The sequence below is a fragment of the Bacillus cereus group sp. N21 genome (assembly GCF_016483395.1).
Lineage (GTDB): Bacteria > Bacillota > Bacilli > Bacillales > Bacillaceae_G > Bacillus_A > Bacillus_A pseudomycoides.
In genome coordinates this window covers 97199-111478 of the sequence record NZ_JAEHBX010000004.1, presented here as the reverse complement: position 1 = coordinate 111478, position 14280 = coordinate 97199, and the positions used below count along the sequence as shown (strand labels likewise).

The following is a 14280-nucleotide window of genomic DNA, read 5'->3' as shown; positions in this document are numbered from 1 at the left end:
TGACAGAAAATCATTCCAATCTCTCACTTATTTTCCAATACAAGAAAGTATATATAAATATTTAGTCATCAATCCGCATTTTTATAAATTTTTTTCATATTTTTCTTTTCATTCTAAAAAACATGTAGTATACTAACTTCAAAATCAGAGGAGAAAGGGAGCAAAGAACTATGCTTACAAATAATACAACTGTAGTTACATTTGCACAAAAACATCATCATCATACGTAAACCCTTGAAACCTAGCGGAAAAATTCACGCGTAGGTACAAGGGTTATTCCCATTGTACCTACGCTTTGGCAAAGAGCCATGTAGGTATTTTTTATCTACATGGCTCTTTTTTATTTTCAAAAAACGTTAGTAAAAAGATGATGAATAAGCAAAACTACTACAAAGGAGATAGACAAACATGGAAACGAAAAAATGGGGTTTATGGATTTTAACAGCATTTGTTGTGGGAAATATGGTTGGCGGTGGCGTATTTATGCTCCCAGCAAATTTAGCGCAAGTATCAGGTCCAATGGGATCGACGCTTGCATGGACAATTACAGGACTTGGTGTATTTATGATTGCACTTGTATTCGGAAACCTTGCAGTGCGTAAACCGGAGTTAAAAGCTGGCCCACAAAGTTATGCACAAGCAATGTTTACCTCTCAAAAGGCAGGTAAAGTTGCTGGATATAGCATGGCATGGGGATACTGGGCTGCTAACTGGGCTGCAACTGCTTCTGTTATTATTTCCTTTGCAGGATATTTGTCTACATTCTTCCCAGTTTTACAAAGTAAGCAAGTTCTTTTTTCACTAAACGGGTTTTCATTAGAACTTGGAAAAGGTTTAACATTTGCTGTATGTAGCATCATGCTATGGGGAATTCAATGTATCCTTTCTCAAAACATCGATAGAGCGGGCAACATGAATCTCCTTGCAACGATTGCAAAGATTATCGGATTTACAATGTTCATCGTCATTACATTATTTATTTTTAACGCCTCTAATTTTGGTGATGGCCAAACATTTATGAATGAGGCTGGACAATCGATTCCATTAGGCGGACAAATAAATGCTGCTGCTATTGCAACTCTTTGGGCATTTATAGGAATTGAGTCAGCAGTTATGCTGTCTAATCGCGCAAAATCACAGCGTGATGTGAAAAAAGCAACGATCTTTGGATTAATTATTGCACTTCTTATTTACATGGCAATTACCCTACTCACAATGGGTGCTCTTCCGCAAGATGCTTTAAAAGAATCACAAAAACCATTGGTGGATGCATTAAACCTAGCAATTGGTAATAAAGGTGCTTACATTATGGCACTACTTGCACTTGTATCATTATTCGGATCTACTGTAGGGTGGATTGTTGTTAGTTCAGAAGTACCTTATCAAGCAGCGAAGAATGGACTTTTCCCTAAGTTTTTTGGAAGAACAAATAAAAAAGGAAGCCCTTCAAAATCATTGCTTGTTACAAATATTATGACTCAAATTTTCTTATTTTCAACAATCTCTGGCACTGTTTCAGAAGCATATAATTTTGCCATTGTTGTTGCAACTTTAGCCTATTTAATTCCATACCTTGTTTCTACCTTGTATCAATTAAAACTAGTTGTTACAGGAGAAACATATGATATAACACCAGGATCTCGAGTAAAAGATGGAATCATTACCTTACTTGCATTTCTATATTCCATTTGGGTTATTAAAACTGGAACAGCTGATTTGAAAACATTTTTCTTAGGAATTGGATTATTTGTATTAGGGCTTATTCTTTATCCAATTTTGATGAAAAATTCGTCTACTCCCGTTTCAGAACAACCAAATAACAAAGCAAGCTAATACGAATACAAAAGAAGCTGTGAGAACCCTCCAAATACATTGGATTGTTCGCTCACAGCTTCTTTTATTTCTTGAATACTTATTAATTACTTTTATGTTGCTCCATATGATACTCTTTTCGAGTTAATAGAACCAAAGAAAATCCTCCCATTAACGTAAACCCAAGTAAAATGGTCGCTACTAATTGTTTATTTTTGAAATGTATTGTATATGCATTCCACATAGAGCGGACATGAAGCACTTTTTTCTTAGAGTTCATTGGAGTAGGTAATGTACGCCAAAATAAAATACTACAGATGACCGTAAGAATCCCAAGTAGTCCTAATGCGACTCTCCATGAAGATAAATCCGTTGCAATACCGATAAAAATATGACCAGTCATACCTCCAATCTCATTACCACAAATATAGAACCACAAAAACATTTAAAGAATCTATTATCGAATATTTTCAAAAACATACGATTTAATGATAAACGTCATAAAAATAAAAAAAGCAGACTGCAATCGTCTGTTTTTTACCATAGTTTTTTGTATGCTTACCTACGTCTTTTATTAAAATCCGCCATATGGATACTGCGTTGGATAGGTTACTGGGTAAGACACTGGATAGGATACCGGATATGGTGCTGGGTAATATCCGCCACCGCTCGTTAAAGCTCCTGCTGTAAGTCCCCCTACCAAACCACCCGCAAAACTTCCTGGAAAAAATGTGCTTCCTCCCCATGAGCTACCACCCCATCCGCCACCATGATGATGCCCTCCATCATGATGAGGATGATGTCCACCATGATGATGACCGCTATGATGATTGTGATGATATCCTCCATGATTTCTTATGTCATGCATTTTATCTTCATCCCCTTTTATACTGATTATTTACTACTATACGCAGAACAAATGAGGAAAACATGAGTACTTGTTCTTCCGCGTTCATCAATATGTGCTGTATGAATAATAAGGATAGTCCTGATAATCCGTATAGTATGGATAATCTGAGTAATATGGATAACCATATCCACCATGACCAAATCCGTCGACATGACCAAACCCACCAAACGGACGACTTACTCCGTTCATGTCATTCACACTCCTTTTCATATAAAAAATGGAACAATATACCTTATGTAGGACAAATGCGGAAGGCATGGGCAAAATGTCTAGATTGGTACAAAAAAATAAAACGTTTTATAATAGAAATGTTAGATTACAGCTTCCATATAAGAATCCTATATTTAAGAAAGAATAGGTGAGATTTATACAGATGAAAAATCCTATCGTTCAATTATTATTTGTATTTACACTTGTATCTATCGTACTTTTCCTTTTAGATACGTCCATTATTTCACTATACACCTTCGTTGGTGCTTTATGGTCTATCACAATTGTAGGAATTTCTTTCGTTATTTTTATTGAAAACCGTTCCCCACAAAGCACATTAGCATGGTTTTTAGTATTGGCTCTTCTTCCTGTTGTCGGTGTACTTTTATACTCTATTTTTGGCCGAAGTCGCTGGAGAAGAAAAAAACATCTTCATCGTTCAGAAGAGCAGCGAAAATTATTCCGTGAAATTTTAGAAGGAAGGCAGCTAGATGTATCATCTATTTCTTCATTAAGTGAACACTCTATGCATTTAACAAAAGTGGTACAAAAGTTTGGAGGTGGCCCTGTCGCCGATGCAACAACCACAAAACTTTTAACTAACGGTGAACAAACATTTCCAGAAATTTCACAAGCGATTGAACATGCAAAACACCATATACATATTCAATACTACATTTATCGAGCAGATGAAATTGGTACACAAATTCGAGACGCTTTAATAAAAAAAGCAAATTCCGGTGTAATTGTACGGTTCCTTTATGATGGACTCGGAAGCAATACGTTGCGAAAACGCTTCTTACAGCCTATGAAAGATGCAGGAATTGAAATTGTGGAATTCGATCCTATATTTTCAGCGTGGCTACTTGAAACAGTCAATTATCGTAACCATCGTAAAATCATCATTATCGACGGAGAAATTGGTTTTACCGGAGGGCTCAACGTTGGTGATGAGTATCTTGGTCGTTCTAAAAAATTCCCAATTTGGCGTGACAGTCACTTACGAATAGAAGGGAAAGCATTATACAAATTACAAGCAATATTTCTTGAGGATTGGCTCTATGCCTCTAGTGGTTTAAATACTTATTCTTGGGATCAATTTATGAATACAAAATACTTTCCAGGTAAAGAAAATTCTCATGCAGAAGGTGCTGTTCAAATTGTAGCAAGTGGACCAAGTTCAGATGATACAAGCATTCGCAATACTTTACTTGCTGTTATAGCTTCTGCTAAGAAATCAATTTGGATTGCGACACCCTACTTCATTCCGGATCAAGAAACATTAACATTACTTCGTTTAAGTGCACTGGCTGGAATAGATGTCCGCATTCTATATCCAGGTAAGAGCGATAGCATCATTAGTGATCAAGCATCTCAATCATACTTTACACCACTCCTAAAAGCAGGAGCTTCAATTTACAGCTATAAAGATGGTTTTATGCACGCTAAAATTGTACTTGTTGATAATACAATTGCAACAATTGGCACGGCAAATATGGATGTCCGCAGCTTTGAACTAAATTATGAAATCATTAGCGTACTTTATGAATCCAAGACAGTTCTTGATATTAAACATGATTTTGAAGAAGATTTTAACCATTCAACTGAAATTAGATGGAAATCATTCCAAAAAAGAAGTATTAAAAAACGAATACTAGAATCTCTAATGCGTCTAATTTCCCCTTTATTATAATTACAAAAAAGTAATCAAAGTCATTTTGGTTACTTTTTTCTTTTATTATGGTACATTCTTCTCCCTCTCCTTTTCTTTGCATACCATATTAAAACAAGTTATCATAAGATGTATTGTTTACTTTATGAAAATAATGTTAGGTGGGAAATACATGTTAGAACAATTTCATATACATGCTGATTTAAAGCAGCAACTGGCAACAATTCACGAAAAAAACAAACAAGCAGCTGGTGAAAATGGACATTTAATCGGTACAAAAATGTACAAAGCATCGGATAATAGCATTATTGAGGATGCAATTACAGCACTTCTGCTTGGTAAAAATATTCTACTGAAGGGACCAACCGGAAGCGGAAAAACAGTCCTTGCAGAAACTCTATCTTCCTTATTCCAAAAACCAATGCACAGTATTAACTGTTCGGTTGATTTAGATGTGGAAGGTATTTTAGGATACAATACATTAAAAACAAAAGACGGGGCATCTGAAGTTTCCTTCGTTGACGGTCCTCTTATGAAAGCAATGAAAAATGGGCATTTCCTATATATCGATGAAATTAATATGGCAAAACCTGAAACACTTCCACTTCTTCACGGTGCATTGGATTACCGTAAAATGATTACAAATCCATTTACACAGCAAGTTGTATATGGTGATGAAGAATACCGTGTAATTGCTGCAATCAACGAAGGTTATGTTGGAACAAGTGAATTAAATGAAGCATTAAAAAACCGTTTTGTTATCATTGAAGTTCCTTATATTCAAGGCGATACATTAAAACAACTATTATTATCTGAATCAAAATTGAAAGACATTGCAACAATTGAAAAGTTTGTGGCATTCGCAAGTGACCTCATGCCACTTGCTCGTGATGGACGTGTAAGTGAAGAAGCAGCAAGTATTCGTGGTATTATCGATGCATGTGATTTAGGCGTATATATCCCTGTTATGCGTGCGATTGAGCGAAGCATCATCGCGAAATTAAATGATGAAACAGAACAAATGACTGTCCGTGAATTAGCCGAAAGCTATTTCTTTGAGGGATAATTCATGAGACAAATTTTTAGTGACAAAAAAATTGATGCGTCGCTGTTTCTTCAAATGGAAAATTTAATGTATGCTCTTCTAAAAGAAGATGATGCTTACTTAGAGTATGGCTATAAAGCTTATTACGACGAAGTTGAAAAAAAGGTTGTCATTAGTCACTTTTGGGATGATCGCAAAGAAGAAGATACAGTAATCGGATTAAAAAGCGAAGTGTTTTTAAAAGCACTTGGCAATAAACATTACTCAGACATGAAGTTAATTCGCTCTTATGCGATCGAATTACAAGAGTCCCCTCTTAAAAAGTTTTTAACACAATTATTTGTTCTGTTAGAAGATTTACGAGTTGAAGAAATTGTAAAAAGCCTACGTCCTGGAACGAAACATATCTTTAGACGACGCAAGGAAATGTACCGAAATTATTTTGGCTCACAAAATGAAATAAATCGTGTTCGTAACTATCATGGAGATCGTCTATTTTGTCTATGCTATCTTTCACTAACAAGCGATAAATATGAAATGTTTAACAACGAATATTTTGAGCAAATTGAAGCTATTTTACATGAAGCATTTCAGGCTCGTAATACGGAAGATACAATGTATATTGTTGAAAAAATCCGTTATCGCTTAGAAGGTTTTCTTGAAAATGATATGATTAATAACTACTTTGGACATGCGCCGCTCTATTTATCTGTTATTGCAGAAGAAAAAGATGGGCGCGTAGAAGATTTAGCAAATGATGATGTCCAAATCGTAGATGATGACGATAATAAGAGCAAAATTAATGAAAGCTTCTCTACATGGCATCGTGAAAATAAAAATAATGAAAATGAAAACTTCTTACGTTTTGAATTAGAAAGTGGTACGAAAACAAATATGATGGGCGATACGGCTCGTGAGTCTGAAGATGGTGATCAAGCACTCGGTTCAGTACAAGGTACTTCGCAAAAAAGTACACAGTCGAATTTTGATGGCGCTGATACTGAAGATGCGAGAGCTTCCCATGCTTCTAGTCAAAATGAGGGCATATACGGTAAATATAACGTTGGTGCGTCACATACATTTAAAGAAGCTCGTAAGCCAACCCCTGACGATAAGAAAGACTATCAAGCCATCAAGTCAGTCATTAATAAAGACGTAAAAGAATTAAAGAAAATTATTGAAAAAACGATTGAAAACAAAACAAACGCGAATAGCGATAAATACTACGGAAGACTTCGTAAAAAATTTCTACGTATTTATACAGAAAAGCAACCACGTATGTTTTATAAAAAAGGACAAGAATCACAAGAGCTTGATGTTGCCTTTCAGTTATTAGTGGACTGCTCTGGCTCTATGTATAATAAAATGGAAGAAACAAAGAAGAGTGTTGTTCTGTTCCATGAAGCATTAAAATCGTTAAAAATCCCTCATGCGATTAGTGGTTTTTGGGAAGATGCTTCTAGTGCAACACCAGAAGATAAGCCAAACGTAATTCATGAAGTTGTAACATACAAAAATTCAACGTTACCAAACGTTGGTCCAGAAATTATGCAGCTTCGTGAAGAGGAAGACAATCGGGATGGTTACATTATCCGCATCGTTTCTGAAAAGCTTGCAAAAAGGCAAGAGAAACACAAATTCCTGCTCGTCTTTACAGACGGTGAACCATCTGCATTAGACTATCAGCAAGACGGTATTTTAGATACACACGAAGCGGTTAAACTTGCTCGTAAAAGCGGTATGGAAGTCATCGGGATTTTCATCGAAGAAGGCGAAGCAAAAGAAGCAACATATCAATTAATGAAAAATATTTATAACCATCACTTCTTAGTGGCGAATCATGCTGAAGATTTACGCTTAAAGATTAAACCGTTATTGAAAAAATTATTACTGAAGACGATTGAATAGGAAACAGGAGCTGATTTTAGCTCCTGTTTTTTAGTTGAAATATATCTACCGGTCGATATATTTGAAAAAGCGCTGATAAAAGGAAATGAAAAATTCATAGAAATCTTTTTGGGTATATTAAAGAAGAAGTCTACTATCAAATATACTTGAAAGGATGTTTCATTTGTCCCCAAAAAAGGATGAACAATATACAGATTTTACAGCTGCTGAAGCAAGACATCAATATGTCATTCCCGAAGAGTTTCCTGAGGGCCCTTACGGTTCTTCCACTAACAGAAAGTTAGGAAAATCGACTCCTTGGGAGAAAGAACAAAAAGCGCATAAAGCATTTAGCTACGAATATGAGAAACAATATGAAGAAACGGAACAACAATACCCTGAATCTAGCACCGAACCAGGAAGTCTAGATACGAATAAGGTAAAGTCTATATAACGAAAAAACTTATTTCTTCCCTAGACTATGTTTAGGTATGCTGACAAAAAGAGCCGATTCAAAAAATTGAATCGGCTCTTTTTTCATTAGCTAAGTACTAACTCAGCTTCTAATTTTTTTTTTAATTTAGCAAGCATATCAGCTGTCATTTTATCTAAATCATACTCCGCTTTAAAGCCCCACTCTTCTTTCGCTGCTGTTGCATCAATTGAGTTTGGCCAGCTGTTAGCAATGGTTTGACGAGCTGGATCCACAGCATAATCCATTGTAAACGTCGGAATATGCTTGCGAATTGCTGCTGCAATTTGTTCTGGCTCGAAGCTCATTGCGGTAATATTAAAAGCGTTACGATGTATCAACTTACTTGGATCTGCTTCCATTAATGAAACAATTGCTTGCAGTGCATCTGGCATATACATCATATCCATGTATGTGCCTTCCGCAATGTAAGAGGTGTAAGCACCTTTTTTAATTGCTTCATAATAAATTTCAACTGCATAGTCCGTCGTACCGCCTCCTGGAGGAGCCACATAAGAAATTAAACCTGGGAAACGGACCCCACGTGTATCAACACCAAATTTTTGATAATAGTAATCACATAACAATTCTCCTGCTACTTTGTTTACCCCATACATTGTAGTAGGACGCTGGATTGTATCTTGCGGTGTATTATCTTTTGGCGTTGTTGGACCAAACGCACCGATTGAACTTGGCGTAAAAAATTTACAGTTTAACTCACGTGCTGCTTCTAATGCATTTACGAGCCCACCCATATTTAAATTCCACGCAAATAACGGATTTTTTTCTGCAGTTGCTGAAAGTAAAGCTGCTAAATGAATAATTGTATCCACTTCATTCCGTTTCGCAATATCATGTAGTTTCTGACCATCAGTTACATCTAATGTTTCAAATGGACCAGATTTTACAACATCACTATCTGTTTCACGAATATCTGTCGCAATAACGTTTGATGCACCGTATACATCGCGAAGTTTCATTACAAGTTCAGAACCAATTTGCCCTAAAGAACCGGTTACTAGAATTTTTTTCATTTTCCCCACTCCTCATTTGCAAGCTTTCAAAAGATGTAATTGTGTTAAATGATTCCCATTTCTTTTCCCACTTTTTCATACTTACGAATTGCTTCATCAAGCATCTCTTTCGTATGAGCCGCTGTTGGCATGTTACGAACACGACCTGTTCCTTTTGCTACAGTTGGGAACACAATTGATTTTGCGTATACGCCTTCTTCATTTAAACGTTTACTAAACTCTTGTGTTAATACTTCATCGCCAATAATACAAGGTGTAATTGGTGTTTCACTTTCTCCAATGTTAAAGCCTAGCTCTTTTAAACCTTGTTTTAAATAACGGCCATTTTCCCATAAACGGTCATGTAGTTCTGTACTTTCCATTAAAATTTCAATAGACCTCATACAAGCCGCCGCATCCGCTGGTGTTAAAGCTGTTGAGAACAAGAATGGACGTGAACGAACTTTTAACCAATCAATTAAGTTTTGCTTCCCTGCTACATATCCTCCAATTACCCCAATTGCTTTTGATAATGTACCAATTTGGAAATCTACTTTATCAGAAAGGCCAAAATGTTTTACAGTCCCTGCACCTTGTCCAAGTACGCCTGAACCATGTGCATCATCTACATATGTCATTAAATCTAACTCTTCTGCAATCTCAACGATTTCTGGTAGTTTCGCAACATCACCATCCATTGAGAAAACGCCATCTGTAATAACCATTAATTTATTATAAAGACCGGATTCTTTCGCTTCGATTGCTTTTTTGCGTAAATCTTCCATATCAGAATGTTTATAAACGATAATTTTTGCTTTCGATAAGCGGCTACCGTCAATAATAGACGCGTGGTTTAATTCATCAGAAAGAATCGCATCATTTTTATCCATAACAGCTGAAATCGCTGCCATATTACAGTTAAATCCTGATTGATATGCAATCGCTGCTTCTGTATGTTTAAACTTTGCAATTGTTTCTTCTAATTTGATATGCAAATCAAGAGTACCATTAATTGTACGTACCGCCCCTGCACCAACACCATATTTATGAATTGCACCAATTGCTGCTTCTTGCAGACGATTGTCTGTTGCTAAACCAAGATAGTTATTTGAAGATAAGTTAATATATTCTTTCCCGCCAATTGTAATGATTGGTCCATTTGGACTTTCTAGCGGATCAATTACGTTATAAAGCCCCTTTGCTTTTAAATCCTCTAAATTTTCTTCTAAAAAGTTTGCGAGTGTTTTACTAGACATCGTGAAGCCTCCCTATCGTTCATGTAAGCGGATTATTATCTTAATAATGCTAATAATCCCTCTACTAGCTTAACACGTTTTCGAAATTTATTATAGAAAAATAGCTTAAAGAAAACGCTTACAACTTTTAATTATATAGGATTAAATACAAGAAATCTATGATTTACTTCAATTGTTTGATAGAATGAAAAAAATGTTTTTAGGAGCTAAGAAAATGGCATTTACAGAATCTGAAGTATATAATAACGATTCTTTTTTTGAACAGTACATGAAGCGTAGATATCGAAATGATAATCCAAATGATACAATCGAAAAACCAGCCTTATTGCAGCTCATTGGTGATGTGAAAGAAAAGACAATTCTTGATCTAGGATGTGGTGATGCCCAGTTCGGTGTAGAATTATTACAAAAAGGTTGTTTATCCTATACCGGTATTGAAGGCTCTCACCTTATGTATACAGAAGCTATAAAACAACTAGAAAATAAAAATGGAATCGTCCATTTTATAAACCTCAAAGACTATACATATCCCTCTTCTACTTTTGACCTTGTTACATCTAGACTCGCTCTGCACTATATTGAACATCTCGATATTATTTTTCAAAATGTTTATCAAACTTTAAAAAACGACGGCATCTTCACTTTTAGCGTTCAACATCCTGTTATTACTTCTTCATTCGAGAGTTTACAAACTAGCGGTAAGAGAACAAGTTGGCTTATCGACAATTATTTCAAAACTGGAGAGCGTATTGAACCATGGATTGAACAGGATGTCATTAAATATCACCGCACCATCGAACAATATTTTACACTCTTACAACAAGCTGGATTTACAATTACAGATTTACGAGAAGCAATACCAAAACGAAACCATTTTCAAAGCGAAGAAGAATATACACGCCGATTGCGTATTCCTCTTTTTCTCTTGTTTTCTTGTAAAAAATAAAAAAGCGATGAAATTTCATCGCTTTTTTCATTTCACTACCTGCGCTGCTTGTGGAAGTAAACATCTTCCTCTTCCCTGCGGAATACAAAGCGGCGTTCCAAATAACGGATCGGTTATGATTTGACAATCCATCCGAAATACATCACGAACTAATTTACAATCAACAATTTCTTCTGGTTTACCTTGCGCATAAATTTGTTTATCTTGAATGGCTACAATGTTGTCTGCATAGCGGCACGCTAAGTTTAAATCATGTAGTACCATAACGATTGTTCTTTGCTCTGTTTCATTTAATTCAAATAATAAATCTAGCACTTCAATTTGATGTGTCATGTCTAAGTATGTTGTCGGCTCATCTAACAGAATAATATCTGTATCTTGTGCAAGCGTCATAGCAATCCAAGCGCGCTGACGTTGTCCACCTGAAAGAGCATGAACATCACGTTCAACAAATTCCGTCATACCTGTTGCAGCAAGCGCTCTTTGTACCATTTCCTCATCTTTTTCTGACCATTGCTTCAGCCATGTTTGATATGGGTAACGTCCTTGTTTCACAAGTTGCAGTACAGTAAGTCCTTCTGGAGCTTGAGGTCCTTGTGGTAAAATTGCCATTTGACGCGCAATTTGCTTCGTTTGCATATTTTGAATTGCATTATCTTCTAATAAAATATCACCCGATGTCGGTTTTAATAAGCGAGCAAGCGAACGTAATAAAGTTGATTTTCCGCAGCCGTTAGAACCGATAAAAATCGTAATCTTTCCTTTTGGAATCTCTAGGTTTAACTCATTAATTATAGTTGTTTCACCGTAAGACAATGTTAACGATTTAGTCTCTAGTGCTTTTTGCATGTTCATCTTCCTTTACCCCGTTTTTTATAGACAGAAAATCATCTATGTATTTTTTTACCTTTATGAATTTCGACTTTTATAAAGTAAATAAATAAAATACGGAGCACCGATTGCTGATGTAAATACACCTGCTGGAACTTCAAGCGGAGCAAAGACTGTGCGCCCAATTAAATCGGCAGCAAGTACTAAAATCGCACCGACAATAGCTGCTACTGGAAGTAATGCACCATATAAAGAACCAACTAATCTTCTTGAAATATGCGGCGCCATTAAACCAACAAATCCGATTCCACCTGCAAAAGCAACCGCTCCCCCAATTAACGCCGTACTTAGGAGTAGCAGGAAAAAACGTGATTTTGTTAAACGAATCCCAAGTCCGGCAGCAATATCATCACCAAGTTCTTGTGCATTTAAATGTCTCGCCGATATAAATGCAACCACTGTTAAGATAAGAACCCAAGGTGCTAATACCCCTACGTTTTGCCAAGAAGATCCGTAAACAGTACCGGTAATCCATACATTTGCTTGGCTCGCTTGATAGATTGGCGCTAACAGCATAAATAATGTTGTCGCTGCCTTTGTCAGTGCCCAAAATCCGACACCTATTAAAATAAGACTAACTGCTGATAATCCATCATTTCTCCATGCGAATAAATATACAAAAAATGCGACGACAGTTGCACCAATAAATGCTGCTAGCGGCATATAATGAATGCTTACTGTTAATGCATTGTTCTTATCACTAAATAAAGCAAGAAATAATACAACCGCTACACTTGCACCACCTGTAATTCCAATAATATCAGGCGAAGCAAGCGGATTTCGAACGAGTCCTTGTAAAATACAACCTGCTACAGCAAGAGCTATCCCTACAAGAATTGCAATTAAAATGCGCGGCATACGGAACTTATTTACAACCATATTAGACATCGCATCACCGTTTCCAGTAATTGCTTGCCATACATCATATGGGGCGATCTTCATCTCCCCCATACCTGCGCTTGCAAAGAATAATCCTATTAAAACAACGAATAAACCTAACAAGACGAGACAAGCTCGTTTATACATTAAAAACGAGAGGCCGTCTTTTCCTATACGAAACGGAATATACTTCTTCATTTGCTAAGCCCTCTCTTACGTGCAATATAAATAAAGAATGGTGCACCAATAAATGCTGTCATAACCCCTACTGGAACTTCTTGTGGCATAATGACATATCTTGCAGCAATATCTGCAAGTAATAACAAAATGGCACCTAACAACCCACTATACGGAACTCTCCAGCGATGATCTACACCGACAAGAGCTTTTGCAAAATGAGGGATAATAATTCCAACAAAACCAATTGGACCTGCAACAGCAACAGATCCACCTGACAATAAAACAATAATAAGTAGTACAAATGCCTTCATCATCACTGTTCGTTGTCCTAGCCCTTTTGCTACATCTTCTCCCATCATGAGTGTATTCACTTTTCCTGCCATCATAAGAGAAGCAATCCAGCCAACTAATAAATATGGAAATACAGATTGTAATACTTCTAACTTTCTCCCTTGTACGGAACCAGCTTGCCAAAATAATACTTCTTCTAACGCCTGCTCATTTAATACAAGCAACCCTTGGGTTAAAGAAGAAAATAAGGCACTTATCGCTACTCCTGCCAAAGTCAATTTGAGAGGCGTTGTCCCTTCTTTACCTAAAGAACTAGAAGCAAATACAAGTGCTGCAGCAACTGCTGCACCGAAAAAAGCAATCCACGTAAACGCTGACAAAGATGAAATCGAAAAAACAACGATGGCTACAACGATGAAAAACGCAGCACCTGAGTTTAATCCGATAAAATCCGGAGCAGCAAGTGGATTCTTAGTTAAAGTTTGCATAAAACAACCAGCGATGGCTAAACTAGCACCAACACTAGCAGCGATAAGCGCACGTGGAAGACGTACGTTTTGAATAATAATATGTTCATTCGAACCATTAAAATGGAAAAAAGCATCCAATGCTAGTTTCCAACTCGTATTTGTATATCCGAAAATAATACTCCCCCAAATACAAGTAATAACTGCAATGATTCCAACAAATAATCCAACCCATTTTGCTTGATTTGTTTTTAATAACATGCAGCGTTTCTCCTTTAATGCATAATGATACGTTGTTAGTGTATTGTAACTTAATTTGCATTGTCAATGATAGTAATAATTATTTTCA

14 protein-coding genes are annotated in these 14280 nt (G+C 36.3%); 6 read left to right on the top strand and 8 right to left on the bottom strand.

Annotated elements, in window-relative coordinates; translation table 11 throughout:
* Positions 1-408 precede the first annotated feature (408 nt).
* Positions 409-1833 carry an amino acid permease gene (locus JDS96_RS03620; protein WP_003195241.1) on the top strand — a complete coding sequence of 475 codons (1425 nt, stop codon included), beginning with the start codon at positions 409-411 and terminating at the stop codon, positions 1831-1833.
* A gap of 82 nt (positions 1834-1915) precedes the next feature.
* On the opposite strand, the gene JDS96_RS03615 is transcribed toward JDS96_RS03620, so the two are convergent.
* The 3 genes from JDS96_RS03615 to JDS96_RS03605 all read right to left on the bottom strand — a co-directional run bounded on the left by JDS96_RS03615 (position 1916) and on the right by JDS96_RS03605 (position 2911).
* The gene (locus tag JDS96_RS03615) at positions 1916-2257 is read right to left on the bottom strand and encodes an MFS transporter (protein ID WP_374220974.1); all 342 of its coding nucleotides are present in this window, start codon (positions 2255-2257) and stop codon (positions 1916-1918) included.
* Between the two features lie 129 nt (positions 2258-2386).
* Entirely contained in the window at positions 2387-2680 is a 294-nt protein-coding gene (locus JDS96_RS03610) for a hypothetical protein (protein WP_199666041.1), read from the bottom strand.
* Between the two features lie 87 nt (positions 2681-2767).
* On the bottom strand, positions 2768-2911 hold the full coding sequence (locus JDS96_RS03605; protein ID WP_199666040.1) for a hypothetical protein: 144 nt from the start codon (positions 2909-2911) through the stop codon (positions 2768-2770).
* 184 nt (positions 2912-3095) lie between these two features.
* On the opposite strand from JDS96_RS03605, the gene JDS96_RS03600 reads away from it, so the two are divergent.
* The 4 genes from JDS96_RS03600 to JDS96_RS03585 all read left to right on the top strand — a co-directional run bounded on the left by JDS96_RS03600 (position 3096) and on the right by JDS96_RS03585 (position 7990).
* A complete protein-coding gene (locus tag JDS96_RS03600) occupies positions 3096-4625 on the top strand; it encodes a cardiolipin synthase (RefSeq protein ID WP_097795449.1) in 1530 nt (509 codons plus the stop codon).
* 151 nt (positions 4626-4776) lie between these two features.
* Positions 4777-5670, top strand: a complete 894-nt coding sequence (locus tag JDS96_RS03595; protein ID WP_018765567.1) for an ATP-binding protein — start codon at positions 4777-4779, stop codon at positions 5668-5670.
* Positions 5671-5673: 3 nt separating this feature from the next.
* On the top strand, positions 5674-7557 hold the full coding sequence (locus tag JDS96_RS03590) for a vWA domain-containing protein (protein ID WP_006093517.1): 1884 nt from the start codon (positions 5674-5676) through the stop codon (positions 7555-7557).
* Between the two features lie 154 nt (positions 7558-7711).
* Complete coding sequence (locus JDS96_RS03585; protein WP_199666039.1) at positions 7712-7990, top strand: hypothetical protein; 279 nt, start codon at positions 7712-7714, stop codon at positions 7988-7990.
* A gap of 86 nt (positions 7991-8076) precedes the next feature.
* Here JDS96_RS03585 and JDS96_RS03580 read toward each other — a convergent pair whose 3' ends face one another.
* Positions 8077-9051, bottom strand: coding sequence for an L-threonine 3-dehydrogenase (locus JDS96_RS03580; RefSeq protein WP_003205847.1), 975 nt, complete (start codon positions 9049-9051; stop codon positions 8077-8079).
* Positions 9052-9086: 35 nt separating this feature from the next.
* The gene (locus JDS96_RS03575) at positions 9087-10277 is read right to left on the bottom strand and encodes a glycine C-acetyltransferase (protein WP_016113089.1); all 1191 of its coding nucleotides are present in this window, start codon (positions 10275-10277) and stop codon (positions 9087-9089) included.
* A gap of 214 nt (positions 10278-10491) precedes the next feature.
* On the opposite strand from JDS96_RS03575, the gene JDS96_RS03570 reads away from it, so the two are divergent.
* Positions 10492-11223 carry a class I SAM-dependent DNA methyltransferase gene (locus JDS96_RS03570; RefSeq protein ID WP_033795873.1) on the top strand — a complete coding sequence of 244 codons (732 nt, stop codon included), beginning with the start codon at positions 10492-10494 and terminating at the stop codon, positions 11221-11223.
* Between the two features lie 27 nt (positions 11224-11250).
* On the opposite strand, the gene JDS96_RS03565 is transcribed toward JDS96_RS03570, so the two are convergent.
* From JDS96_RS03565 to JDS96_RS03555, 3 genes are read right to left on the bottom strand one after another with little or no spacing between them, the layout of a single operon-like run.
* Entirely contained in the window at positions 11251-12078 is an 828-nt protein-coding gene (locus tag JDS96_RS03565) for an ABC transporter ATP-binding protein (protein WP_199666038.1), read from the bottom strand.
* Positions 12079-12132: 54 nt separating this feature from the next.
* Positions 12133-13191 carry a FecCD family ABC transporter permease gene (locus tag JDS96_RS03560; RefSeq protein ID WP_018781929.1) on the bottom strand — a complete coding sequence of 353 codons (1059 nt, stop codon included), beginning with the start codon at positions 13189-13191 and terminating at the stop codon, positions 12133-12135.
* On the bottom strand, positions 13188-14192 hold the full coding sequence (locus tag JDS96_RS03555; protein WP_199666037.1) for a FecCD family ABC transporter permease: 1005 nt from the start codon (positions 14190-14192) through the stop codon (positions 13188-13190). Before JDS96_RS03555 ends, JDS96_RS03560 begins: the two co-directional genes overlap by 4 nt.
* Between the last annotated feature and the right edge of the window lie 88 nt (positions 14193-14280).

What these genes read in the sequence shown, in the direction of transcription:
- JDS96_RS03620 (WP_003195241.1), top strand. Translation starts at nt 409, where the DNA reads ATGGAAACGAAAAAATGGGGTTTATGGATTTTAACAGCATTTGTTGTG.
- JDS96_RS03615 (WP_374220974.1), bottom strand. Translation starts at nt 2,257, where the DNA reads ATGTTTTTGTGGTTCTATATTTGTGGTAATGAGATTGGAGGTATGACT.
- JDS96_RS03610 (WP_199666041.1), bottom strand. Translation starts at nt 2,680, where the DNA reads ATGCATGACATAAGAAATCATGGAGGATATCATCACAATCATCATAGC.
- JDS96_RS03605 (WP_199666040.1), bottom strand. Translation starts at nt 2,911, where the DNA reads ATGAACGGAGTAAGTCGTCCGTTTGGTGGGTTTGGTCATGTCGACGGA.
- JDS96_RS03600 (WP_097795449.1), top strand. Translation starts at nt 3,096, where the DNA reads ATGAAAAATCCTATCGTTCAATTATTATTTGTATTTACACTTGTATCT.
- JDS96_RS03595 (WP_018765567.1), top strand. Translation starts at nt 4,777, where the DNA reads ATGTTAGAACAATTTCATATACATGCTGATTTAAAGCAGCAACTGGCA.
- JDS96_RS03590 (WP_006093517.1), top strand. Translation starts at nt 5,674, where the DNA reads ATGAGACAAATTTTTAGTGACAAAAAAATTGATGCGTCGCTGTTTCTT.
- JDS96_RS03585 (WP_199666039.1), top strand. Translation starts at nt 7,712, where the DNA reads ATGTTTCATTTGTCCCCAAAAAAGGATGAACAATATACAGATTTTACA.
- JDS96_RS03575 (WP_016113089.1), bottom strand. Translation starts at nt 10,277, where the DNA reads ATGTCTAGTAAAACACTCGCAAACTTTTTAGAAGAAAATTTAGAGGAT.
- JDS96_RS03570 (WP_033795873.1), top strand. Translation starts at nt 10,492, where the DNA reads ATGGCATTTACAGAATCTGAAGTATATAATAACGATTCTTTTTTTGAA.
- JDS96_RS03565 (WP_199666038.1), bottom strand. Translation starts at nt 12,078, where the DNA reads ATGAACATGCAAAAAGCACTAGAGACTAAATCGTTAACATTGTCTTAC.
- JDS96_RS03560 (WP_018781929.1), bottom strand. Translation starts at nt 13,191, where the DNA reads ATGAAGAAGTATATTCCGTTTCGTATAGGAAAAGACGGCCTCTCGTTT.
- JDS96_RS03555 (WP_199666037.1), bottom strand. Translation starts at nt 14,192, where the DNA reads ATGTTATTAAAAACAAATCAAGCAAAATGGGTTGGATTATTTGTTGGA.